Raw genomic sequence first — 24,440 nt, 5'->3', positions numbered from 1 at the left:
AAATTTTACTACTTTTATCTAAAAAATTTCTTAATATTTTTAAAAATACTAAAAAAATTGAGAAACGAAAAAGGACCGCATACGCGGTCCTTTTACATTAAGTTGTACTATATATGTTAATAAATGGCTTATTACAAAACGCCCTTTTATCTCTGTATTTTGAAATAGTTAATTGTAACTAATTATATCTTAGTACCAACCTCTAAGCTTCATTGCCTTTGCAACCTTCTTAACTGAGTTCATGTAAGCAGATTCTCTTAGAGTTACGTTAAATTCTTCCTTTATAGCCCAAAGAGCTTCGAAAGCCTGAACCATAGCTATTTCTTCCTTTTCAGAAACTTCTTCTTCTGTCCAGTAGTATCCGTATAGGTTCTGTACCCATTCGAAGTAAGAAACTGTAACACCACCAGCATTTGTAAGTATGTCTGGAGTAAGAACTATTCCTCTTCTGTTAAGAACTTCATCACCTTCTGGAGTTGTAGGTCCATTAGCAGCTTCACAAACTAACTTAGCCTGAATCATTTCAGCAACCTTATCATCTATTGCATTTTCAAGAGCAGCTGGAACTACTATGTCAACCTGGCATGACCAGAATTCGTCCATAGATATAGCCTTAGATCCTGGGAAGTCTAAAAGGTTACCCTTTTCAGCTCTGTAATCCCACATTTCCTGGAAGTCTAATCCGTCTTCCTTGTATATAGCGTATGCTCCAGCTTCCTTACACCATTCAGCCATAGCTACTATTGAAGCACCCTGTCCCTGAATATTCTTCACTGTGAATGCACCAACGTTACCGAATCCCTGAACAGCAACCTTAGCCTTATGCATATCTATACCTAACTTCTTAGCAGCTTCTCTAACTGTAACTGCAACACCAAATCCAGTAGCTTCGTTTCTACCTAATGATCCACCGAATTCAACTGGCTTACCAGTTATAACACCTATAGAAGAAACTCCTGCTAGTCTGTTATATTCGTCAACCATCCAAGACATAACCTGTCCGTTTGTACCAACATCTGGAGCTGGAACGTCAACCTTTTCACCAATTAACTTGTGTATACCATCTATATATCCTCTAGATAATCTTTCTAGTTCTCCCTGTGATAATTCCTGTGGATCAACTATGATACCACCCTTACCACCACCGTAAGGAATACCAGTAGTACAGCACTTAAATGTCATCCATATTGAAAGCGCCTTTACTTCTTCAAGAGAAACATTTGGATGGAATCTAACTCCGCCCTTTGTTGGTCCTATAGCATCATTATGCTGAGATCTGAATCCCTTAAATACCTTTATTGAACCGTCATCCATTTTAACTGGGATGTTAACTTCGATAACTCTTCTTGGTTCCTTTAATAGTTCGTAAACATTTGCTTCCATTCCTAATTTATCACAAGCATTTTTAACCTGAGCCTGTGCCATTTCAAATACATTTGCCATTTGTAAGCCTCCTTAAAATTAAGATACTCTTTTAATTATAATTTTATTATTTGCCAGAAAAATGACACCTTTATAAAAACCTTTTCATAAAAGTGTAGAAACATTTTCCTAACTACAAACAAATTATAACACATATAGTAAAAATAGTGTATAATAGTTTAGATTTTAACGATTTTTTTTCGTGTTTTCTGCTTACTTTTCTTATTTTCATACCCAAAATCTTTAATATTTTTCATTTATCTCCGTATTTTTTAAAGCTTGTATACTAATTAGAAGTATATAAACTGTATTATAAAAAGTTTTTTATTTTACAAAAAACTCAGTTAATAGAGACAAATTCAATTATAAAATTTACTTTTAACATTATACTTTTATTGTTATAAGCCCATTTCACAACTTTTTTTTAATAAGATAAAGCGATTATTTTATAACAAAAAATCAACTCTGTCTTTTTGTAAAAATATATTTTTTTAAATGATTTATATTTTTATTCTTATGTGATACATTTTATCTATATAGTGTTTCTTTCAGATTATTTTTATTGATCATCATATTATTTTGTCTTTTGAATTCATCTTTTGAAATTTTTTATTCAGTATAATTTGATTATTTTCTACATCAACGATATTTTTCTATTTTATTATTAATTCTATTAAAATATGTAATTAAGCCCCAATGCATGACTAAGCCTAATATAAACTGAGCTAATGAATGACTACATTCAATATATAACCAAACTCAATGTATAACTAATGCCCAATACATAACTAAATCACAATATATTACTAGACACAATACATAACTAATGCCCAATACATAACTACTATCCAATAAATAGCTAAGTCATAATATATAACTAGCCCCAACACGACTAGGCAGAATACATGGGCTACCCAATTTGTTTATATACTTCTATATACGAAAAAACCCAATGCATTGAAATTCAACACATTGGGATATTCATCTTATTTAGCCTGTATTATTCTGGCTGAGGAGCGTCTACTGGACATGCTCCAGCACAAGATCCACAATCTATACAAGAAGATCCATCTATTACATAGATTCCGTCTCCTTCAGATATACATGATACTGGACATTCAGCAGCACATGCACCACAACTGATACAGTTATCTTTAATTACGTAAGCCATTTTTGTACCTCCTATTTAATATTATTTTATCGACAATTTCATTATAGCAGAGTGTTGTTACATTTGCAATTGATTTTTAAATATTTTTATAAATATTTTTATGCAATCTAAAAGCCTTGTTTTTAAGCTATTTTTCATTTCTTTTTAAAATAAACAGCTTGACAGCAAGGTTTTAGTTGAGAATTATTATCCATTAGATATAGCTTATATATCTCTTAATTACACATATAAGCCGTATCTAATTTCACATTCAAATATTTTTGTATAAAAACATCTTATAAAGCATTGTATAAAAACAATTGTTTTTTTGATATATATTCAATTACAACTATTTTTATTTCCTATAGTTGTTCCTCGTCTCTTTCCTTCATCAAATAAGATAAAGTAAATAAACTCTCAGTTAAGTTTACACTTTCCACTATGACATCTGATGGCACTTCAAGATCTATAGGTGCAAAGTTCCATATTCCCTTTATACCTACCCCAACTAATTTATCAGCTACATCTTGAGCACCATTCTTTGGTATACATAATATAGCAATGTCTACCTTGTTATTCAGCACATAGTCTTCAATATCATCAGAGTCTAAAATTTCATAGTCTCTCAATTTAAGACCGATCATCTTTGGATTTGCATCAAATACAGCACTTATATCAAATCCTGCATTTTTAAAGCCTGCATAATTGATTAGAGCTTGTCCCAAGTTACCGGCACCTACGATTACAGCTCTGTATCTCTTATCCAATCCTAGTATCTTTCCTATCTCTCTGTGCAATGCTTCTACATTGTATCCATATCCTTGTTGTCCAAAACCACCAAAGTTATTTAAGTCCTGTCTTATCTGTGAAGCAGTAAATCCTATTATTTCACTCAATTCCTTTGAAGATATTCTCTGAATATCTCTCGCCAATAAATCAGCCAAATATCTATAGTACTTGGGTAATCTTCTTATTACAGCCATAGAAATGTTCTTATTTCCCATATGCTTTAGCCTCCTTTGTTTTTCTTAATTATTTCGATTGAATTTCTTTTTTTAAAACACCGATAAACTATAATTTGTCATACTAAGACAAAAACACTACTATACACTTAATTATACAATATTTTCGATAAATTTAAAACAGCTTTATGCCATTATTTCTTCCCATTTCGTATATAAGTGCTTTAATTTTTTTTCATGTTCGGTTTTTTCCTGATTTACTTCCTTGGATTTCTCTGGAGATGAATATATTTCTTCTTGGCAAAGCATATATTCTAAACCCTCTATTTCCTTTTCAAGTAACTCAATTTCGTATTCAATCTTCTTAACGCGGTTTCTTACTTGATTTTCCTTCTGTTTTTGTTCCTTTTCGCGTTTTTTCTCTTCTTTAATTTGTGTCTTCGTTTTTTGTTCAATATCTAAATCATCAGCTAGCATTTCCATTTCTTTTTGCTGAGTTTTTTTCTCCATATAGTAGTCATAGTTACCTAGATATTCAGTAACACCTTCTGGTGAAAGTAATAAAATCTTATCAATCACTGTGTTAAGAAAATATCTATCATGTGATATTGTAAAAATAGTTCCATCATATTCCAGCAAAGCTTCTTCCAAAACTTCTTTAGAATCTATGTCAAGATGGTTAGTCGGCTCATCTAATAGCAGTAGATTTGATTTTGATAAAATCAGTTTTAATATTGCTATCCTTGCCCTTTCGCCACCACTTAATAAATTGATTTCTTTGAATACATCTTCATCGCTAAATAAAAATGCCCCCAAAAGGCTTCTTATCTCAGTCTGAGTTAGACTCGGATTTGAATCCCATATTTCATCTATTATTGTATTTTTAAGATTTAAGGTTTTCTGTTCCTGATGAAAATACGCCGGAATTACATTTTGACCGATCTTAAATTCTCCATTATCACATTTTTCTTCACTCATCAAGATTTTAAATAAAGTTGACTTTCCAATTCCATTTGGACCTATTAAAGCTACTTTTTCACCCCTATATATATCAAAGTTGACACCCCTAAATAAAACTCTTTCATCAAAGGATTTTTCTAAGTTTTCTACCCTTAATACATCATTTCCACTCTGTGAAGCACTGTGGAATTTAAATTTAGCCTTTTTTCTATATTCCTGTGGTTTATCCAGTTTTTCTACCTTGTTGAGCATCTTCTCTTTACTTCTAGCTCTCTTGATGTGTTTTTCTCTACCATAAGACTTTAGTCTCTCAATAGATTCTTCTTGTTTTTTGATATCGTGTTGTTGATTTTCATATCTTTTTAATTCAATTTCTTTTTGAATTTTTGCTTGTTTTTGATATTCTGTGTAGTTACCGTTAAATGCAGTTAGCTTTTTATTTGCCATTTCAAATATTCTATTGACAGATTGATCCAGGAAATATCTATCATGCGATATGATCATTACTGTTCCTTCATAGGATCTCAAAAATCCTTCAAGCCACTCTACTGCCTCTGCATCTAGATGGTTGGTTGGCTCATCTAATAGTAAAAGGGATGGTTTACCAAGAAGTAGTTTTGCTAGTAAAACCCTTGTCTTTTCTCCACCAGATAATACATCAATTTGCTTATCTAGGTCTTCTTTTGAAAATCCTAAGCCTCTAAGTGTTCCTATTACTTCACTTTTATAGCTATATCCGTGATTTTCTTCAAAGCTTTCATATTTTTTGCCATAATCATCCATCAATTTTTTTAGTTCTGAAGTTGGAGAAGTCCCTGCTTTTGATAGCTCTGCTATCTTATGCTCCATATCTCGAAGTTCAATCTCAGACGAAATTAAATCGCTAAAAACTTTTAAAACTTCTTCATAAACAGTCTTGTCAGAATGGAAATTTGTATTTTGCTCCAAATATCCCATTCTACAAGCTTTTGAAGTATATATTTCTCCACTATCGTATCCGTAAATTCCAGTAATTATTTTAAATAAAGTAGTTTTTCCTGTACCATTTACACCTACTATACCTACCTTATCACCTTCACTTATCGAAAACGATATGTCTTCAAGAATAGTTTCTACACCGAAGCTCTTAGTTACGTTGTTGCAAGACAACATTATCATATCTATAATACCTCCGCTATCCTTGATTTATTTTTAGATTTGGAATGGCATTTAATTCCATTCCATCTCTCCTTCCATTAATATATCTGTAGTATCCTGCACAGCCTATCATAGCTGCATTGTCTGTACAAAGTATTAAAGGAGGATATTTCAATTCAATACCTTCCTGTGCACACATCTCACTCATTTTTTCTCTTAGACCTGAGTTTGATGCTACTCCACCAGATAAAGTTACTGTTTTATACCCCTTTTCCTTACAGGCTTTTATTGTCTTTTGAGTCAATACGTCTACCACTGCAGCCTGAAAAGATGCACAAACATCTTCAGGAACTATTTCAATATCCTTCATTTTCATTGAATTTAAATAGTTTAATACCGATGACTTTATCCCACTAAAGCTAAAGTCATAGCCCTTTTCATGAAGGCAAGCTCTTGGAAACTCAACTGCATGAGGATTTCCTTTCTTTGCCAATTCATCTACTATTGGTCCTCCTGGATATCCAAGCCCCATAGCTCTGGCTATCTTATCAAATGCTTCTCCTGAAGCATCATCTTTTGTCTTACCTAATATTTCATATTCTCCGTAGTCTTTTACTTCTACAAGATGAGTATGCCCACCTGATACAATTAAAGTGATAAATGGTGGTTTTAAATCTTTGTGTTCTATATAATTAGCACTCAAATGCCCTTCTATATGATTTACTCCTACCAAAGGTTTATTAAGTGTAAATGCCAATGACTTTGCATATGATAGACCTACTAGCAAGGCACCTACTAGACCTGGTCCATAAGTAACTGCTATATGTGTTATATCATCAAATGTCATATTGCTTTCATCAAGAGCTTCTTGAACTACTATGTCAATATTTTCTATATGTTTTCTTGAAGCTACTTCTGGAACGACTCCACCGAATTTCTTATGTGTTTCTATTTGGGTAGAAATAATGTTTGACAGTACCTCTCTTCCATTTCTTAGAATTGCACATGCCGTTTCATCGCAGCTGCTCTCTATTGCCAAAGTAATTATATCTTTATTTTTTATATCCTTATTTTCTGTATTCATAATGCTTAAATCACCTCCCTTACCTGCTTCCACATGATTATAGCATCTTCTTTATTATCTTTATAATATTCTTTCCTTATACCACCTGGTTTGAACCCATATTTCTTATATAAATTCTTTGCAATTTCATTGCTTTGTCTCACTTCAAGGGTTATTGAATCTATCTCGTCTTTTTCACATTTTTCTATAAAGCAACTCATAAGTTTATCTCCTATGTGTTTTCCTCTATGATTTTTGTGAACTGCCACATTGGTAATGTGTGCCTCATCTATAATATACCAAGAACCGATATATCCTACTATTTCATCATCTTCTACAGCCACAAGATATCTAGCCAAAGCATTCTTTAGTTCATTTTTAATAGCTGATATCGACCAAGGATCATCAAAGGCAGATTTTTCTACCTCATATACACCTTCTATATCATTTGCATTCATACTTCTACATATCATCGTATTTCCTCTGTTTCTTTATATAAAACAATTATCTAACATACTAAATAATATAACTTTTTTGCATAAATCACAATAATATAATCAAATTTAATAAAATAAATTCATTTTTATCCGTATTTTAGCTATAAAAAGCAATCCTTAGTTTCTTTAAATATTTTTATTTATCAGTTGCCTCTTTCATTTTTCTTTGCTTTTCTTCGTATTGAGTTTCTGCCTGAGACTTTCTAATGTACATAGGCAGTATATCATAATGAGTATGAATATCAATGTTTTTTCTATATTTTTCTAAAGCTATAGCACATACACTTGATGCTTTTGATATATTTTTGTCTGGTGAAGGTATGCTCACTAGAGAATTATTTTCTATTTTTTCTCTATACTTATATACTCCTTCTCCCAACAGAATTGTTTTTTCACCATTTTTTTCTATTTTTTCTAATAGATCATCTATATCCAATACTTCTATTTCTTCTAATTTTATCAGTTCACTACCCTCTGACTTATAGCTAGCTGTGTATACCTTGCTTCCCTGAGCATCTAGTATAGGTATTATTTTTTTATCCACATCTGCTATATTAAATGCCAAGCTCTCTAAGGAGTCCACTGCTACTATTTTAAGATCCTTTGCATGAGCCATAGCCTTTACACTTGCCATAGCTATTCTAAGACCAGTAAATGAGCCAGGTCCTATACACACTGCTAGCAAATCAATATCATTTGCTGTTATGTCTGCAAGCTTAAAAAGACTTTCAAGCATTGGCATAAGCTTTTGAGAGTGTGTTCTTTTATCATTGATCAATATTTCACCTACAAGTGTATCATCTTTTAATAAAGCCACACTAGCAGCTTTTGTCGAAGTATCAAATCCCAATATATTCATTAAATTTCCACCTCCTCGACTATTTTTTCATATATATCTCCATAAGGAGTTAGCCTTGCCATTCGTCCTTCATTTTCATATGTTATAAGTAACTCTAATCTATCTTTTGGCAGGATATCCTCAATTATATTTGACCACTCAATAATACATATACCCTTTGAATCTATATATTCTTCAAATCCTATCTCATACATTTCTTCACTAGAGCCTATTCTATATACATCGAAGTGGTATAATGGAATATTTCCATCCATATACTCATTTACAATAGTAAACGTCGGGCTGGTAATGTCTTCTTCAATTCCTAACATCTGGGCAATGCTTTTTGTCATAGTAGTCTTACCTGCACCTAGATCCCCATTTAAGCAGACCACTGCTCCAGGAAATAGACTAGAGCCTATTTTTTGACCAAGCTTTTTTGTAAACTCCTCATTTTCCAAAAAAAATTCTTTCATCTTTTCTCCCATTTTAATTATCCATTCATAAAATATATAAAGTATTTATTTTTATTTTTTATTTGCATCTTTTTCCTTATAAAAAACAATATATTACTTAAAATTTATTTACTATAAAAAATTACCACCTTTTATTATATCATTTATATGCAAGTCTTTACAAGATTTTTTAGTGTACAGAAAAAGAACACTCTACATAAAGAGTGTTCAATATTTCTAAAACATTATGTATTTCATCTGTTTTTTTTATAAAATCTACTATTTTGCAGCCATCATACAAGCAGCAGCTATAGATACTAACTTTGCAGCTTCACCATCAGATCTTGAGCATACAACAATTGGAACCTTTGCTCCAACAACTACACCACCAAATGTCCATCCGCCTAGATATTTTGCAGTCTTCAATAAAACATTTCCTACTTCTATAGCAGATACTACTAATATATCAGCCTTACCTGCAACTGGATCCTTTACACCCTTTATCTCTACAGAGTGCTTATCTACAGCATTGTCAAGCTGTAGTGGTCCACTTACTACACAGCCTTTTATTTCACCATCTTGGTTCATCTTCTGAATAGCTGTTGCATCTACTGTAGCTGGCATTTTTTCATAGTATTTTTCTTTTGCACAAATCATAGCTACATTTGGGCATTCCATTCCAAGTGCATGAGCTACTTCTACTGAGTTTTCTACTATTCCCTTTTTCTGTTCCAATGTAGGAGCTATCAACATAGCACCGTCAGAAGTTAGATAGTACTTTTCCTTATTTTCATTGAATAGTATACCTACATAGCTTAGAGTCTTCCCTGTTCTTAATTCGTTTTCTCTCTTTACCACAGCCTTTAGTATTACTGAAGTATCTAAAAGACCCTTCATTATAAGGCTGGCATGTCCTTCTCTTACCTGATCTACAGCCTTTTGTGCTGCATCAGGAAGGTCTGTTGCATGAACAAGCTTCATATCTGATATGTTTAGATCAGCATCTTTAGCTACTTCAGTGATAATATTTTCATCACCTACAAGTATTACCTTTACAAACCCTAGATCTACCGCGTTTCTTAGTGATTCAAGAGTCGCTAAATCATGTGGAGCTGCTACTGCTACTGTCTGAATTGCATCCCCTGTTTTTTCTTTTGCTAAATTAATAAAATAATCTTGGTTTATCATACTTTAATCTCCTATCTAAAACCCTATTCAAAATATTTTTCCGACTATATCTTTATATAATATATATTATCACAAGTACAGCCATATGGTAACGTTTTTTCGAAAACATTTTTATATAATTAAATATAAATAATGAAATAAACTATTTTTTTATTATAAACACTTTTCAAAAAGCTATTTTGCGAATAAATCTAAACTCTAAAGGTATTTTGATATTAAATCTAAGTTTTTTCAATTTTAAGATAAATTAACATAAAAAAGACCACCTTGATTTCAAGATAGTCCAGATTATTATATGTTATCAACTTTTACTAGCTTTATTGATTTTTTATTATTTTTTCCAATTTTTTATATAGAGGAATTGATAATAATGATATCATTATTCCCTTAATAAGATTAAATGGTGCTATAAACCAAATTACAAATGTAAATAAATCATGAACCTTTGGATTTACAGCCTTTCCTAATCCTATAATCGCATCCATTCCCATCAACTGACCATAAAACGGTAACATTATGAAGTAATTTACTATAGAACCTACAACTACTATTGATATAGTACCACATACAAATCCCATTACCAAACTCTTCATATTCATCTTTCTTCTGTAAATAAAAGAAGTCGATACTACAAATGCACTTCCGACTATTATATTGGCCAACTCTCCTACACCACCTGTAGTTGTTGCTACTATTGTGTGAAGGAAATTTTTCACTACCTCTACACATATACCTGCTACTGGTCCCAGTGCCAAACCTGCTATAAGTGCTGGTATATCTGAAATATCAATTTTTAAAAAATCTGGGAACAATCCCGGTATAGGCATTTCAATAAACATAAGCAAAAATGCTACTGCCGATAATAACCCTACCTTTACAACTGATTGTGTAGATAATTTCTTTTTTCTAACCCTTATTGTGTTTACCTTTTCCATTTTATCCTCCTATTTTCGAGGGAAAATAAGAAAATCCTGAAGAAAATTATTCCTCAGGATTAGATTACAACATAAACAAATTGTAATAAATTCTTCTCTCATCCAGACTGTACTGTCGGCTTTGGAATCACACCAAATCAGCTAGAATATCTAGCTCGCGGGCTATAACCGCCGGTAGGGAATTTCACCCACCCCCGAAGACTTATATTATATTTGATTTAATTATATAACTTATATACAAGATTGTCAATAGCAAAACAATCGACTAAGCTTGCTTTACATCTTTCATAGATAAAGACACTTTTCCCTTGTCCATATCTATTCCAATCACCTTAACCTTGACAATATCTCCTACTGTCAAAACATCTGCAGGCGTTTTGATTCTTCTTTTAGAAATCTTAGAAATATGCACTAAACCATCATTTTTAATACCAATATCAACAAATGCACCAAAATCCACTACATTTCTAACTGTACCTGTTAGTTCCATACCTTCTTCTAAGTCATCAATTTTCATGACATCAGTTCTAAGTATTGGCTTGATACCACTATCTCTTATATCTCTGCCAGGTTTTTTTATTTCTTCTATAATGTCTTTTAAAGTTGCTTCTCCTACCTCTGCATCAAGAGACAACTTAGCTAGTCCGTAATTTTTGACTCTAGAGTCTATGTCTGATATATTTTCATCCCTTACATCTTCCATAGTGTATCCAAGTAATTCAAGAGCCTTCTCACATGCAGAGTAACTCTCTGGATGTACACCCGTATTATCTAGTGGATTCTTTGAATTTGCTATTCTTATAAATCCTGCAGACTGTTCAAATGCGGCAGGTCCTAGTCTTTTAACTTTTTTAATTTGCTTTATATCTAGAAATTCTCCATTTTCATCCCTATAAGCTACTATATTTTTCGCTACAGAAGGAGTTATTCCTGCAACATGTTCTAATAATGAATACGATGCCGTATTTACATCAACACCTATCTTATTTACGGAGTCTTCTACCACTCCATCTAAGACTTCTGTCAATCTTTTTTCATTTACATCATGTTGATATTGCCCAACACCAATACTTCTAGGTTCAATTTTAACAAGCTCTGCCATTGGATCTTGTAATCTTCTGGCAATTGATATTGCTCCACGAATAGATACATTGATATCAGGATGTTCTTCATTGGCTAGTTTTGATGCAGAGTATACTGATGCACCTGCCTCATTTACTATTACATAGCTTACATTTTTATCTATTTCTGATATCATTTCTGCCACAAATTTTTCTGATTCACGAGAAGCAGTACCATTTCCTATAGATATGATATCTATGTTATATTTATCTATAAGTTTTTTTAATTCTTTTTTGGCAGCATCAACTTTATTTTGTGGAGCTGTCGGATAAACTGTAGTATAATCCAAAAGTTTACCATTTTTATCGACAACTGCAATCTTACATCCAGTTCTAAATGCAGGGTCAAATCCCATAACAGTAATATCTTTCACAGGTGGCTGAAGCAATAATCCATTTAGATTTTTACCGAATACTTCTATTGCCCTTTCCTGTGCTATTTCAGTAAGATGGTTTCTTATTTCTCTTTCTATTGATGGAAATATCAATCTCTTATATGAATCTTCTGCTATTTCTCTTATAATCTCTAGATTCCCCATATTTTGATTTCCAACATATTCAGACATAATATATTCTATCATTCTTGAATCATCTATACTTATTTTCACAGTCAATAAATCTTCTTTTTCCCCTCTATTAATTGCTAGTACTCTATGAGGTGGTATTGTTTTTATGTTTTCTGAGAAATCATAATACATTTTATAAACTGAGTCTTCTTCTTCATTTTTCGCCTTAGATGCTAATATACCTCTTTCCAAGGTGTTTTTTCTGATAAATTTTCTGATATCAGCATTGTCACTCATCTGCTCAGCTATTATATCTTTTGCACCTTGTATAGCTATCTCTATATCATCTACACCCTTTTCTGCATCTACAAACTTTTCAGCTTCCTTAGACAGATCTACATTATTAGAAAGAAGTATCATTGCTGCCAAAGATTCCAAACCTCTTTCCTTGGCAATGGCCGCCCTAGTTCTCTTCTTTTTCTTATAAGGTGCATAAATATCTTCTGCCTCTTGAAGTGTCATTGCCTTTTCAAGATTCTCAATTATTTCATCTGTTAACTTTTCTTGCTCATCTATTAATCTTTTAATATCTTCTTTTCTACTTTCTAAATTTCTAAGATAAGTAAGTCTTTCGCCAAACTCTCTGAGCTGAACATCACTCATCTCTCCAGTCATTTCTTTTCTATATCTAGCTATAAAAGGAATTGTATTTCCCTCATCTATTAGTTTTATCGTGCTATCCACCTGAAACTTTTTAAGCTTTAAGTCACTACACAAAATCTTTTCTATATCCATTTTTTACCTCTTCTTTTATATTTATTTGCTGATATGTTCCCTAAGATATGCATACATAAAAGAGTCTAGCTCTCCGTCCATTACTGCATCAACATTTGCATTTTCAGTATTGGTTCTGTGGTCTTTAACCAGTTTATAGGGTTGAAATACATACGATCTGATTTGACTGCCCCAAGTTATCTGGTTATATTTACCATGAATATCGTCAATTTTTTCTTTTTTCTCTTCTTCTTTTATTTGAATCAATTTTGCAATCAATAGTTTCATTGCAACATCTTTGTTGGTATGCTGGCTTCTTTCATTTTGACATGACACCACTACCCCTGTAGGTAGATGTGTAATTCTTACAGCTGAATCAGTAGTATTGACGTGCTGACCACCTGCTCCTGACGCTCTATATGTATCTATTTTAAGATCCGATGGGTTGAGTTCTATATCAACGTCATCATCTAGCTCTGGAGTTACATCTATTGATGCAAATGATGTGTGTCTCTTGCCCGATGAATCAAATGGGGACATCCTCACAAGTCTATGTACCCCTTTTTCACTCTTTAGATGACCATAAGCATTTTTCCCTTGAACCAATATTGTAGCTGTCTTAATTCCAGCCTCAGGATCAGATATAAGATCTATCAGTTTCACCTTATAGTCTCTATCTTCAGCCCATCTAATATACATTCTTAGTAGCATCTGAGACCAATCCTGAGCATCTAATCCACCCGTACCTGAATTTATAGATAATATTGCATTATTGCCATCATATTCACCTGAAAATAGCATTTGAAGTGTCATCTCATCCATCTTAGCTTTAGTCTTTTTAATTTGTTCTTCCATAGAATCATGAATTTCTAGATCCTCTTCTTCACTGGTCATATCTTCACTCAACTCAATTAATACTTCGATATCTTCTAGAGATTTTATCAAACTATTGAACTCTTCCAACATTTTGCTTATATGTTTATTTTCTTGCAACACTTTATTAGCATTTTCGCTATCTTCCCAAAATGTTTGCTCTTCCATCATTGTATTTATATCCGCTTGCCTTGCTCTTAGACTATCCAAGTCAAAGTGAAACACCCAGCTCTCTCACCTTAGACGAAAGTTCTTCACACTCCGCCTTATAATCTTGAATATTGATCATACTATCATCCCTCTCTTTTACTTACTATTAGAATTTTCCACTTAGATTATCTTACTTTATTTTTTGATAAAAAAGACAGTATGTAAAACATATACATACTGTCTTGATAATTCTATCTATTATCTACCGCAGCAGTTTTTGTATTTTTTACCACTACCACAAGGGCATGGATCATTTCTTCCAACCTTTGGCTCTGCTACCGCCTGTTGACCTTGCTTGGCTTTATCTTCAAAGTCTTCTTCTGTATCTGGTGATTCAAGTGAATCAACATCTACTACAGCCTTTCTTTCTACTGGAACCTCTACCTGTATATTAAATAGATATGCTACTGTGTCTTCTCTAATCACTGCGTTCATATCATCAAACATTTCGAAACCTTCCATCTTATAGGCTATTACTGGGTCAATTTGACCTATTGCTCTTAGACCTATACCCTGACGAAGCTGATCCATAGCATCTATATGATCTATCCAATGATTATCTACAGACTGAAGAAGTATAATTCTTTCTACTTCTCTCATTCTTTCTGAACCTATAAATTCTTCTTTTTCAGCATAAAGTTCTAGCATTCTTTCATATATTGCCTCTAGTGCCTGTGAAGCTGTCATTTCTGATAGTTTTAAATCATCTATCACGCCACCTGGAACAAACTTACGATATAGATGAGTTCTAAATGCCTGGTAATCAAATACATCTTTTTCATCTGTATATATATTTACTGCATCAGTTATTACTTCTCTCATCATCATCTGAATCTGTTCCTGAAGATTTTCTCCTGATAGAACTCTCTTTCTTTCACCATAGATTATCTCTCTTTGCTTGTTCATAACATCATCATACTCAAGGACATGCTTTCTTATACTGAAGTTCTTACCTTCAACCTTCTTCTGAGCATTTTCTATAGACTTTGTAAGCATTCTATGTTCTATTGGAGTATCATCATCCATTCCAAGTCTTCCAAGAAGTTTTTGAACCTTTTCACTACCAAATAATCTCATTAAATCATCATCAAGAGCTATATAAAATCTTGAATCACCTGGGTCACCCTGACGACCAGCACGACCTCTCAACTGGTTATCTATTCTACGAGATTCATGTCTTTCTGTACCCAGTATACAAAGACCTCCAGCCTCAATTACTTGCTGTTGTTCTTCTTCTGTTTCCTTTTTAAATTCATCATAAAGCTTTTTATATGTTTTTCTAGCAGCATCATATTCTTCATTATCTTCAACACCCGCTATTTCATTTGCTGAGTTTACTCTATTGATCATTTCATCAGTAAAGTTTAGTCTCTTCATTTCTCTTAGAGCCATGAAAGATGGATTACCTCCAAGAACTATATCTGTACCTCTACCAGCCATATTTGTCGCTATTGTCACAGCTCCTAATCTACCTGCCTGAGCAATTATCTCTGCCTCTTTTTCATGGAACTTAGCATTAAGTACTTCATGCTTGATTCCATGTTGAGTAAGTATGCTTGATAGAAGTTCTGATTTTTCTATTGATACAGTACCTACTAGAACTGGTTGTTTTCTTTCATGTCTCTCTGCGATATCATCTGCAACCGCATTGAATTTTGCTAGTTGGTTGGCATATACTACATCTGGACTATCTTTTCTTAGTATAGGCTTGTTTGTTGGAACCTGAAAAACGTCCATTTTATATATTGATTTAAATTCTTCTTCTTCAGTCTTAGCTGTACCTGTCATACCTGATAACTTTGTGTACATTCTAAAGTAATTCTGGAATGTGATAGTGGCCAAAGTCTTTGATTCTCTTTGAATAGTTAGACCTTCTTTAGCCTCAATTGCCTGATGTAGACCATCAGAGTATCTTCTACCAAACATCAATCTACCAGTAAATTCATCAACTATTACTATTTCACCTTCTTTAGCAACATAATCAACGTCTTTTTTCATAATTGTATGTGCTTTAAGTGCCTGATTTATATGATGATAAAGTTCTGTATGCTCTAATGTAGTTATATTATCCACATTAAAATAGATTTCTGCCTTTCTGATTCCTGACTCAGTAAGGGCAACAGCTTTATCTTTCTCTTCTTTTTCATAGTCTTCTTCATCTAGTGTCAATATAAATACATTTGCATCTGAATAAAGATGAGTTGACTTATCTCCAGGTCCAGAAATAATAAGAGGAGTTCTAGCTTCATCGACAAGTATTGAATCGACTTCATCGACTATAGCAAAGTTTAGTCCTCTTTGAACCATCTGCTCTTCATGTATTACCATATTATCTTTTAGGTAGTCAAAACCATACTCATTGTTTGTACCATAAGTGATGTCACACATGTATTGTTTCTTTCTTTCCTGAGGATTCTGTCCGTGAACTATTACTCCTACTGAAAGTCCTAAAAACTCATATACTTTTGCCATTTGGTCACGGTCACGCTTTGCCAAGTAATCATTTACTGTTATAACGTGAACGCCCTTACCTTCAAGGGCATTTAGATACACTGGACAAGTTGCCACAAGTGTCTTACCTTCACCAGTCTTCATCTCTGCTATACGTCCCTGATGAAGAACTATACCACCTATTAGCTGAACTCCAAAGTGTCTAAGACCTAATATTCTAGTAGAAGCTTCTCTTACTACTGCAAAAGCATCCACTAATATATCATCTACTGTTTCTCCATTTTTTAATCTTTCTTTAAATTCTGGAGTCATAGCCTGCAACTGCTCATCTGTCATAGCTGCATACTTGTCCCCAACATTATCTATCTGATCAACAATTTTTTTAAATTGTTTTAAATCTTTCTTATCTGCCATATTAAAAAGGCTCTCTAAAAAACTCATTCGCACATCTCCTTAGTTAAATTCCTTAATTCATATACATAGTTTATTTTATCATAAATATTGATATATTAATACCCACAATCAATTCTCACAATATAAATAGTACTAATTATATCCTTAGTATTTCTATTTTTTAATCATCTTTTTCTCAAATTTATAACTTATTATAAAGCAATTATTTCAGATTAAATTTAAAATCAATAAATCTATATTTACTATATTAATTTGATCAGGGTATATATTACAATAAATACCTTTAAATTACCTTTAAAAATTGTCAAATACTACATTTTCTATTTTTAATTATTTCTTACTTACTATATTTTTTATTTTCTAATATAAATTAGACAAAATTAACTTATAAATAATTTATATTATCGATAATATATTGTAAACTATCTCTGTTGGTAAAAAGAAAAAGTATGGCGCTGTAAATATTGCCAGACTTAAACAAATTTTCTTCCTGTCTTTATTGTCTATATCTATTTTTCTAAAACTAAAGCGGTAGTTCAAAAAATAAATACATATAGCTGATATTATTACAAAAAACAGCATTAAAAGGAAGGACTGTACTGATAAGAAAGGATTTTCGAATAAATAGTCACTCCAAGCACTATTAAGATAACCACTAGTAGCTAAAATAATTAATAGTACTGATCCTATAAAGTCCGCAATAAATCCCGAAATAAAAACCGAAATTATTGATTTTTTTGATTTTGAAAATGGGTTTTCCAACTTTAATAGTTTTATCGTAAAATAAAGCACAAAGAAATCAAAAACAAAATTAATGGGTATTGCAAAAATCCACGTTGTAGGGATTAACCATAATATCCATATTGGAAAAAATATATTATATAGCTTATAGTTTTTTTTCATTCTTACCCTCCTTTAAATTTTATTATTATAAATGTTTTGTCTGTGTAATAAATAATATTACATTTTTCTTATTATAGCAATCTTTTTATTTTTCAAAAATCTGTTTATCGACAATTATTTTTTATTTTATAAACCGCACTTTTATGATTTGTTTTAGGCATTCTATAAAGTTTAAGTATATACAAGAGTATATAGCCTTGTATAGTTTATATATACTTCATTGCTATACTTTAGACATAAAGTAGCAATATAATATACTTTTAATTCTCATATTTTTTATATCTCTATATCTTTTTATATCTCTATATTTTTTTATGGTGAGCTTATCTATATATAAGTCTCATTTCTTTTAAAATTACTGTTATAATATAATTAGTTTTTATACACATATATTTAAAATTTAGATATTTTTATTTGTGTATTACTAAGAATATGGAGGATTTATGAAAATAAGAAAATATCAACCAAAGGATTTAAATGATCTTGTCAATCTGTTTACTGATACAATTATCAATGTTAATATAAAAGATTATTCTAAATCTCAAGTGAATGCATGGTCGAGCTCAAAGCATAAACTTCTAAATAATCCAAATTTTTTCACTGATTTATACACTATTGTAGCTATTATTGATGAAAATATTGTCGGTTATGGAAACATTGATTCTAATGGCTACCTAGACCATTTATTTGTTCATCATAACTTTCAAGGTCAAGGAATCGCTTCTAGAATCTGTGATATTTTGGAAGAATATGCCAGACAAAATTCCATCAAAAAAATTCAGGTCCACTCTTCAATTAGTGCAAAAAATTTTTTCAAAGATCGTGGTTATCAAGTTGAAAAACCTCAGCTTGTTGCTCTAAATAAAGAATCTTTCGTTAATTTTTCTATGTTTAAAGTTTTATAGCTAAACTTATACATATACTAAATTTATATATATTAACTTTTAAAAGACATTTCTTTTTTAAGTCAGATTTATTGTAAAAAATATTTATCCATCTTGTAAGAGCCAGTAGACAGAAGTATGCTTCCAATCTACTTTTCATAAAAAAAATTTAAAATATATAGCTAAAGAATTCCTTATTAGAAGGATACACAATATCATAATATATAAAAACCATAATAAATATATCGAGCTATTTAGGAATCCATTATTTCAATTATAAGCAATTTATTTTAAAAGTTTTTTATGCGAATTATATTTAATTTATCTATTATTTAAGAATTAAACATATCTTTTTAAAAAGCTAACTACTTTGTTTATTTAAAAAAATAAATAAAAATACAATCATTGATTTTTATACAATAATAGTATATTATGAAATTGACGTTCGTTAGGAGGTGAACAAATGAAGGAAAAATTTAGTTTAAAAGGCGCAAGTCTTAAAGACATCCGTACTTTAACAGGATCAGCATTATTGATTGCAATTGCAGTTATAGTTGATTTTTTGAGAATAGTGATTAGTAATATAATGGAAATTTCATTCGGATTTTTAGCAATTGTAATGGCTGGTATGCTATATGGCCCTCTCATTGCAGGTTTAGTAGGAGGCGTTTCAGACATAATACAATACATAGTTAGACCAACGGGTCCATTTTTCCCTGGTTTTACACTTAATGCAATACTTAGCGGCATAATTTATGGATTATTTTTATACAAAAAGGAATTATCGATTAAAAGAATTGCACTTTGCGTATTGGTTGAAGGAGTTGTAATTACACTACTACTTACACCTATATGGCTAAGCGTCATGTATGGAGCAAAAATATTTGCAATACCTAGAATTATTAAGTTTATTGTAATGTTCCCTATCAAAGTTGCACTTATATATGGATGTGGCAAGGTGATAGAAAAGCAAAATTTAATACGTTAAAATAAATTATTTTAATAGTTTGAAGGCAGTGCTTATGCACTGTCTTTTTTCTAAATTTTTATTTTAAAAATAACTCTTATTAAGTATATTCAATCAATAATTATCTGATTTTACAATCATAAATGCTTAAACTCTCAGCCAAATTATTGCAATCTTATATTATTTAATAAATTTGCAATAAAAAAAGCTCTCCTTAAAAAATTAAAGAAAGCTTTTGTATTTAGCTGACCTGATCTTTGACCCCACACTCGCCTGCTGGAACTTTCGCTTTGGGTTTGCCGCACTACTAATCCTCTCGATTTTATTATCGGCAGGTCTTACTTCTAAGCCGCGCCATGCTCACATCTTTATAATTTTTTATGATGCTTACGTGGATCCCTTTGCCCGCGACTGGCTTGGACTTTCAACCACAGACCTAAATACCTATTTAGTTTAAATGTTTCTTAACTAAATGTCAATATCTTTTATATATTTATGTCAATATCTTTTATATATTTTCCCGTTAAAAATGTTAAAGAAATTATATTACTCGCACCATTTAGTTTCAAAATTTTGCTTATTTCATCTACTGTAGTTCCTGTGGTAAATATATCATCTATCAAAAGTATATTTTTATCTTGAATTCTATTTATAAATTTTTTATCCACAGAAAATACATTTTTCAACTCTTTTTTACGTCTTTTATAGTTTAGTTTGTGTAATTTCTTTGTGTCCTTATTTCTTATCAACATATCCACACAATCTATCCCCACCATATTGGAAAAATACATAGCTAATTTTTGAGACTGATTGAAACCTCTTTGCTTAAACCTTTTTTTACTCAGCGGTACATATATAATATAATCTACTTCTTCTAACATTTTCAGTTTATTTGATTCAGACAAGGAATCAAACATCATTTCAGCCATTATTTTGGATATATAAGTTTTCTTACTGTATTTTAAATAAAACACCAATTTTTTGGAGAGCTTTCCGTACTCCAAAATAGAAATATTCCTATCAAATAAAAAATTTTTATCCTTACAATAAGGACAGGCCTCAATATATACCTCTTCATCCAAACTTAAATTTATAATTGCTTTTCCACATTTTTCACATGGATTTTTAATAAAAATTATTTTCTCAAAACAACTTTTACACATTGAATATTTATTTTTTCTACTTATCGGCATATTGCATAATATACAATTTAAGTTCTTAGGATATATTTTTTCTATTAATTTTTCTATTATTTTCATAAAACTTATAAAAAACCTTCTACAAAAATACATAGTACCTCCCTTTTAGGAGGCACTGATATTTTTCTTTTAAATTTTATTCCATTTCTAAAATATCATTTCTTTTATATGTTCCTAATTTATAACCGAGATTGGAATATCTATCATTATTTCTATTATTGGAAATCATATAATCCATATACTTTTTTCTACCTACAATTACCACTAGTTTCTTCGCTCTGGTAACAGCGGTGTACAAAAGATTTCTGCTTAAAAGCATTGGCGGTCCCCAAGTCATAGGCATAATTACCACAGGAAATTCACTACCTTGACTTTTGTGGACAGTTGTACAGAAGCAGTGTTCTAGTTCATCTAGTTCATCAAATTTATATTTGAAAATTTTATACTCATCAAATAATATATATATCGTCTTTGCAGATTTATCTATATGATATATATATCCTATATCTCCATTATAAATGCCTTCTCCATGATCAGTTCCCTTTTCATTATTCCAAGTTCTAGAGTAGTTGTTTTTTATCTGCATAACCTTATCACCAACTCTAAATATTCTTTTCATCAATTCAACTTCTTGCCTCGATTTAAAGCTTGGATTTAATACTTTCTGAAGCTCTACATTCATATTATTCACCCCTGCAATTCCCTTTCTCATAGGGGATAGTACTTGTATATCTTTTAATGAATCTAACTTATAAAATTTTCCCAATCTTCCACTCAATAAACTCTCTATTTCACGAAGAATTTCGTCATCACTTTCTTTATTAATAAAGAAAAAATCACTATCCTTTTTATTCGCTACAATATCTTGACCATGGTTTATTCTATGAGCATTTACTATTATATCACTTTCCTGAGCCTGTCTGAAAATTTCACTCAATCTTATAGTAGTTATCACATCTGATGAAATAATATCTGCAAGTACATTTCCAGCTCCCACTGAAGGCAACTGATCCGCATCACCCACAATTATCAATCTTGTCTTTGGGCTCATGGCCTTTAGAAGGTTATCCATCAAAAATATATCTATCATAGATGCCTCATCAACTATTATGACGTCAGCTTCTATAGGTTCTTCTTGATTCTTTGTAAATATTACCCTATCATCAGAATCAAAAGCCATCTCTAAAAGTCTGTGTATAGTCTTGGCTTCTACACCTGTAGTTTCTGTCATTCTCTTAGCAGCTCTTCCAGTTGGTGCTGCAAGAACCACCTTATTATGATTTATTTTAAATAGATTAATAATGGTGTTGATTGTTGTAGTCTTACCTGTACCAGGTCCACCTGTCAATACCATTACACCATTCTCAAAAGCTGCTCTCACTGCTTGTTTCTGTGCCGTAGCAAGATATAACCCCTCATTTTCTTGAAACTCTTCTAGCTCAGATTCTATATCAATTTTGACATCTCTATGTTCTGCATTAGATAGTTTGACTAAATTCATACACACATCTAGTTCTGCCTTGTAGTATCTCGCAAGGTATATAATATTATATCCACCATAGCTCTCAAGAACAATTTTTCTAGATAGAGCAAGTTCAAATATTGATTCTTCCACTGTTTCGGTATCTACAGTAAGAAGATCTACCGCTTCATTTGTCACCACTTCTTCAGGGAGAAATGTATGCCCATTATTAATTGATGCTTTGAGAACATGTATAATGCCTTGTTCAACTCTATATCTAGAATCAGCCTCTATGCCAGAGTTTTTAGCTATGTCATCTGCTACTTTAAACCCTATACCAACTATATCATCTATAAGTTGATATGGATTGCTCCTTACAACATCTAGCGACCTTGATCCATATTTTTTAAATATTTTCATACTTAGCTTTGGACTTATTCCGTATGGAGAAAGTGCAACAATAACATTTTTCACACCCATATTTTCATTGTAACTTTCAATTATTGGCTCCAACTTTTTTTGTCCTATACCGTCAATTTTCAGGAGTTCTTCGGGGTGTTTTTGTATTACCTCCAATGTCTGTATACCAAACATATCCACTATCTTTTTTGCCATTTTTTCTCCAACGCCCTTGATTACTCCTGATGAGAGAAATGAAAGTATACCACTAATTGTTGATGGAACCACAACTTGATATGACGAAACATTGAACTGTCTACCATATGTATCGTGAATATTCCAAGCTCCTTCTATTTCTATATTTTCACCAGTGGCGATTCCAGGCATAATCCCCGTGATTACTTCTGTAAAATCTTCAGTTTTTATTTTGGCTACAGTATATCCATTATCTTCATTGTAAAAAACAACGTCTGAAACTGTGCCTTCAAACTTTTCCATAAATGCCTCCTGATGTAATTTAGTCAATTCTTTATTATTTTAACCTTATTTTTATTTTATTTCCACTTAATTTTTTATTTCATTATTAATATGAGATTTTCATTAAATTTATTTATCAATTAATATTTATAACTTGAATAAAAAACTTATTTTGTTCAAATTATATCATGTTTTTTTCTAGAATTAAATCGATATTTATTTTTGTTTTTACTTTTAACTATTTATTCTCTTTCATTTTGTTTAAATAATATCGTTAATTCTTCTTTATTCAAATCAGTGCCTATTAATATTATCTTAGAATTATACATTGGCTCTATCTTTGTCAATGTGTATGTATTTCCAACAATATCGAGTTTTGTCCAAACATCATTTATTTTCAAAAAACCTTTTGCCCTGATTACATTTCCAAATCTTCCTCTCATTACCGCTGCCATATTGCTCTGGAAGCTAAGCAAGTCATCAAAGGAAACATTTGTAAATCCGATATTTTCAATTTTACTATCCACAAACCCTTCTTTTACTTTATCTTCTCTAGACGTCCAATTTTTTTGAAGAATTTCCTCCCACCAAATATCATCATATCTAGAATAGTCCCCGGTAAAAATTTCTGCATCTGGGTTTATATCACTAACATATTTTTTTGCTTTTTCAATTGCCGGTCCATCTAGATTTTCAGTCTTTGATATGATTATCATATTAGAACTTTTTATTTGATCTGTAAATATATCACCAAACTCTTCTTTGTAAATATCTATACAATTTGGATCTACTATAGTTATTGGCTCTAAGATTTGTATTCTATCATATTCTACTTTCTTAATATTATTCATCACAGAGCTTAGCATTCCCACACCTGTAGGTTCAACTATTAAAACATCTGGATCTACTGCATTTGATATTGTCATTACAGAGTTTGCAAAATCAGATTTCATAGAACAACATATACAACCCTCTGTCATTTCCCAAACCTTATCATAATCTCTTTTGAGCAAATCACCATCTATGCCTACTTCGCCATATTCATTTTCCAAAACGACAAACTCTCTATTTATTTTTTTTGTCATTTTCTCTATAAAAGTAGTCTTTCCAGCGCCTAAAAATCCTGATACAACCAAAATTTTCATATATATTTGAAAGGTAAATCTACCTTTCTCCTCCTTCCAAGCAAGTAT

The 24,440-nt window shown here is 31.5% G+C and carries 19 protein-coding genes and 1 riboswitch; of the genes, 2 read left to right on the top strand and 17 right to left on the bottom strand.

What is annotated here, in order from left to right; all coding sequences use genetic code 11:
- Nucleotides 1–189: 189 nt before the first annotated feature.
- From gluD to RR561_RS00105, 14 genes are all read right to left on the bottom strand, one after another.
- Nucleotides 190–1,443 (bottom strand): NAD-specific glutamate dehydrogenase, encoded by a 1,254-nt coding sequence (gene gluD / locus RR561_RS00170; protein WP_332505371.1) that lies wholly within the window; start codon nucleotides 1,441–1,443, stop codon nucleotides 190–192.
- Nucleotides 1,444–2,422: 979 nt separating this feature from the next.
- Nucleotides 2,423–2,593, bottom strand: a complete 171-nt coding sequence (locus RR561_RS00165; RefSeq protein WP_332505369.1) for a DUF362 domain-containing protein — start codon at nucleotides 2,591–2,593, stop codon at nucleotides 2,423–2,425.
- Nucleotides 2,594–2,934: 341 nt separating this feature from the next.
- The gene (locus RR561_RS00160; RefSeq protein WP_106775858.1) at nucleotides 2,935–3,576 is read right to left on the bottom strand and encodes a redox-sensing transcriptional repressor Rex; all 642 of its coding nucleotides are present in this window, start codon (nucleotides 3,574–3,576) and stop codon (nucleotides 2,935–2,937) included.
- Nucleotides 3,577–3,720: 144 nt separating this feature from the next.
- On the bottom strand, nucleotides 3,721–5,652 hold the full coding sequence (gene abc-f / locus RR561_RS00155; RefSeq protein ID WP_332505364.1) for a ribosomal protection-like ABC-F family protein: 1,932 nt from the start codon (nucleotides 5,650–5,652) through the stop codon (nucleotides 3,721–3,723).
- 16 nt (nucleotides 5,653–5,668) lie between these two features.
- Entirely contained in the window at nucleotides 5,669–6,715 is a 1,047-nt protein-coding gene (gene tsaD, locus RR561_RS00150) for a tRNA (adenosine(37)-N6)-threonylcarbamoyltransferase complex transferase subunit TsaD (protein ID WP_332505362.1), read from the bottom strand.
- A gap of 5 nt (nucleotides 6,716–6,720) precedes the next feature.
- Complete coding sequence (gene rimI / locus RR561_RS00145; RefSeq protein ID WP_332505361.1) at nucleotides 6,721–7,167, bottom strand: ribosomal protein S18-alanine N-acetyltransferase; 447 nt, start codon at nucleotides 7,165–7,167, stop codon at nucleotides 6,721–6,723.
- Between the two features lie 160 nt (nucleotides 7,168–7,327).
- On the bottom strand, nucleotides 7,328–8,050 hold the full coding sequence (gene tsaB, locus RR561_RS00140; RefSeq protein WP_332505360.1) for a tRNA (adenosine(37)-N6)-threonylcarbamoyltransferase complex dimerization subunit type 1 TsaB: 723 nt from the start codon (nucleotides 8,048–8,050) through the stop codon (nucleotides 7,328–7,330).
- Nucleotides 8,050–8,505: a tRNA (adenosine(37)-N6)-threonylcarbamoyltransferase complex ATPase subunit type 1 TsaE gene (gene tsaE, locus RR561_RS00135; protein WP_332505359.1), complete on the bottom strand. Its 456-nt coding sequence runs from the start codon at nucleotides 8,503–8,505 to the stop codon at nucleotides 8,050–8,052. The genes tsaB and tsaE overlap by 1 nt, the downstream gene beginning before the upstream one ends.
- A gap of 258 nt (nucleotides 8,506–8,763) precedes the next feature.
- Nucleotides 8,764–9,672 (bottom strand): phosphate acyltransferase, encoded by a 909-nt coding sequence (locus RR561_RS00130; RefSeq protein WP_332505357.1) that lies wholly within the window; start codon nucleotides 9,670–9,672, stop codon nucleotides 8,764–8,766.
- Nucleotides 9,673–9,989: 317 nt separating this feature from the next.
- On the bottom strand, nucleotides 9,990–10,607 hold the full coding sequence (locus tag RR561_RS00125) for an ECF transporter S component (protein WP_332505355.1): 618 nt from the start codon (nucleotides 10,605–10,607) through the stop codon (nucleotides 9,990–9,992).
- Between the two features lie 86 nt (nucleotides 10,608–10,693).
- Nucleotides 10,694–10,813: riboswitch (FMN riboswitch) on the bottom strand.
- 59 nt (nucleotides 10,814–10,872) lie between these two features.
- Nucleotides 10,873–13,029, bottom strand: coding sequence for a Tex family protein (locus RR561_RS00120; RefSeq protein WP_332505353.1), 2,157 nt, complete (start codon nucleotides 13,027–13,029; stop codon nucleotides 10,873–10,875).
- A gap of 21 nt (nucleotides 13,030–13,050) precedes the next feature.
- Nucleotides 13,051–14,170 (bottom strand): peptide chain release factor 2 gene (gene prfB, locus RR561_RS00115; RefSeq protein ID WP_334309569.1). Its coding sequence is split into 2 segments (ribosomal slippage): nucleotides 13,051–14,103 and nucleotides 14,105–14,170, totalling 1,119 coding nucleotides; the frame shifts between segments, so codons are not numbered across the junction.
- Nucleotides 14,171–14,289: 119 nt separating this feature from the next.
- Nucleotides 14,290–16,983 (bottom strand): preprotein translocase subunit SecA, encoded by a 2,694-nt coding sequence (gene secA, locus RR561_RS00110; protein WP_332505349.1) that lies wholly within the window; start codon nucleotides 16,981–16,983, stop codon nucleotides 14,290–14,292.
- Nucleotides 16,984–17,352: 369 nt separating this feature from the next.
- Nucleotides 17,353–17,859, bottom strand: a complete 507-nt coding sequence (locus tag RR561_RS00105) for a hypothetical protein (protein ID WP_332505347.1) — start codon at nucleotides 17,857–17,859, stop codon at nucleotides 17,353–17,355.
- Nucleotides 17,860–18,302: 443 nt separating this feature from the next.
- Between RR561_RS00105 and RR561_RS00100 the strand changes: the two genes are divergently transcribed.
- On the top strand, nucleotides 18,303–18,764 hold the full coding sequence (locus tag RR561_RS00100) for a GNAT family N-acetyltransferase (RefSeq protein WP_332505345.1): 462 nt from the start codon (nucleotides 18,303–18,305) through the stop codon (nucleotides 18,762–18,764).
- 442 nt (nucleotides 18,765–19,206) lie between these two features.
- Entirely contained in the window at nucleotides 19,207–19,731 is a 525-nt protein-coding gene (locus tag RR561_RS00095) for a folate family ECF transporter S component (RefSeq protein ID WP_332505343.1), read from the top strand.
- 464 nt (nucleotides 19,732–20,195) lie between these two features.
- Here the strand turns inward: RR561_RS00095 and RR561_RS00090 are convergent, their stop codons facing one another.
- The 3 genes from RR561_RS00090 to RR561_RS00080 all read right to left on the bottom strand — a co-directional run bounded on the left by RR561_RS00090 (nucleotide 20,196) and on the right by RR561_RS00080 (nucleotide 24,392).
- Nucleotides 20,196–21,002, bottom strand: coding sequence for a ComF family protein (locus tag RR561_RS00090; protein WP_332505341.1), 807 nt, complete (start codon nucleotides 21,000–21,002; stop codon nucleotides 20,196–20,198).
- A 43-nt stretch (nucleotides 21,003–21,045) separates the two neighbouring features.
- Nucleotides 21,046–23,268 carry an SF1B family DNA helicase RecD2 gene (gene recD2 / locus RR561_RS00085; protein WP_332505339.1) on the bottom strand — a complete coding sequence of 741 codons (2,223 nt, stop codon included), beginning with the start codon at nucleotides 23,266–23,268 and terminating at the stop codon, nucleotides 21,046–21,048.
- Nucleotides 23,269–23,489: 221 nt separating this feature from the next.
- Entirely contained in the window at nucleotides 23,490–24,392 is a 903-nt protein-coding gene (locus RR561_RS00080; protein WP_332505337.1) for a GTP-binding protein, read from the bottom strand.
- Between the last annotated feature and the right edge of the window lie 48 nt (nucleotides 24,393–24,440).

Source organism: Peptostreptococcus sp. (assembly GCF_036639115.1).
In the GTDB taxonomy this organism is placed as follows: Bacteria; Bacillota; Clostridia; order Peptostreptococcales; family Peptostreptococcaceae; genus Peptostreptococcus.
This window is presented reverse-complemented; position numbering and strand designations above follow the sequence as displayed.

Bases quoted from the DNA above. Each gene is read 5' to 3' on its own strand.
- gluD (WP_332505371.1), bottom strand. From the start codon at position 1,443: ATGGCAAATGTATTTGAAATGGCACAGGCTCAGGTTAAAAATGCTTGT.
- RR561_RS00165 (WP_332505369.1), bottom strand. From the start codon at position 2,593: ATGGCTTACGTAATTAAAGATAACTGTATCAGTTGTGGTGCATGTGCT.
- RR561_RS00160 (WP_106775858.1), bottom strand. From the start codon at position 3,576: ATGGGAAATAAGAACATTTCTATGGCTGTAATAAGAAGATTACCCAAG.
- abc-f (WP_332505364.1), bottom strand. From the start codon at position 5,652: ATGATAATGTTGTCTTGCAACAACGTAACTAAGAGCTTCGGTGTAGAA.
- tsaD (WP_332505362.1), bottom strand. From the start codon at position 6,715: ATGAATACAGAAAATAAGGATATAAAAAATAAAGATATAATTACTTTG.
- rimI (WP_332505361.1), bottom strand. From the start codon at position 7,167: ATGATATGTAGAAGTATGAATGCAAATGATATAGAAGGTGTATATGAG.
- tsaB (WP_332505360.1), bottom strand. From the start codon at position 8,050: ATGAATATATTGGGATTTGATACTTCGACAAAAGCTGCTAGTGTGGCT.
- tsaE (WP_332505359.1), bottom strand. From the start codon at position 8,505: ATGAAAGAATTTTTTTTGGAAAATGAGGAGTTTACAAAAAAGCTTGGT.
- RR561_RS00130 (WP_332505357.1), bottom strand. From the start codon at position 9,672: ATGATAAACCAAGATTATTTTATTAATTTAGCAAAAGAAAAAACAGGG.
- RR561_RS00125 (WP_332505355.1), bottom strand. From the start codon at position 10,607: ATGGAAAAGGTAAACACAATAAGGGTTAGAAAAAAGAAATTATCTACA.
- RR561_RS00120 (WP_332505353.1), bottom strand. From the start codon at position 13,029: ATGGATATAGAAAAGATTTTGTGTAGTGACTTAAAGCTTAAAAAGTTT.
- secA (WP_332505349.1), bottom strand. From the start codon at position 16,983: ATGAGTTTTTTAGAGAGCCTTTTTAATATGGCAGATAAGAAAGATTTA.
- RR561_RS00105 (WP_332505347.1), bottom strand. From the start codon at position 17,859: ATGAAAAAAAACTATAAGCTATATAATATATTTTTTCCAATATGGATA.
- RR561_RS00100 (WP_332505345.1), top strand. From the start codon at position 18,303: ATGAAAATAAGAAAATATCAACCAAAGGATTTAAATGATCTTGTCAAT.
- RR561_RS00095 (WP_332505343.1), top strand. From the start codon at position 19,207: ATGAAGGAAAAATTTAGTTTAAAAGGCGCAAGTCTTAAAGACATCCGT.
- RR561_RS00090 (WP_332505341.1), bottom strand. From the start codon at position 21,002: ATGTATTTTTGTAGAAGGTTTTTTATAAGTTTTATGAAAATAATAGAA.
- recD2 (WP_332505339.1), bottom strand. From the start codon at position 23,268: ATGGAAAAGTTTGAAGGCACAGTTTCAGACGTTGTTTTTTACAATGAA.
- RR561_RS00080 (WP_332505337.1), bottom strand. From the start codon at position 24,392: ATGAAAATTTTGGTTGTATCAGGATTTTTAGGCGCTGGAAAGACTACT.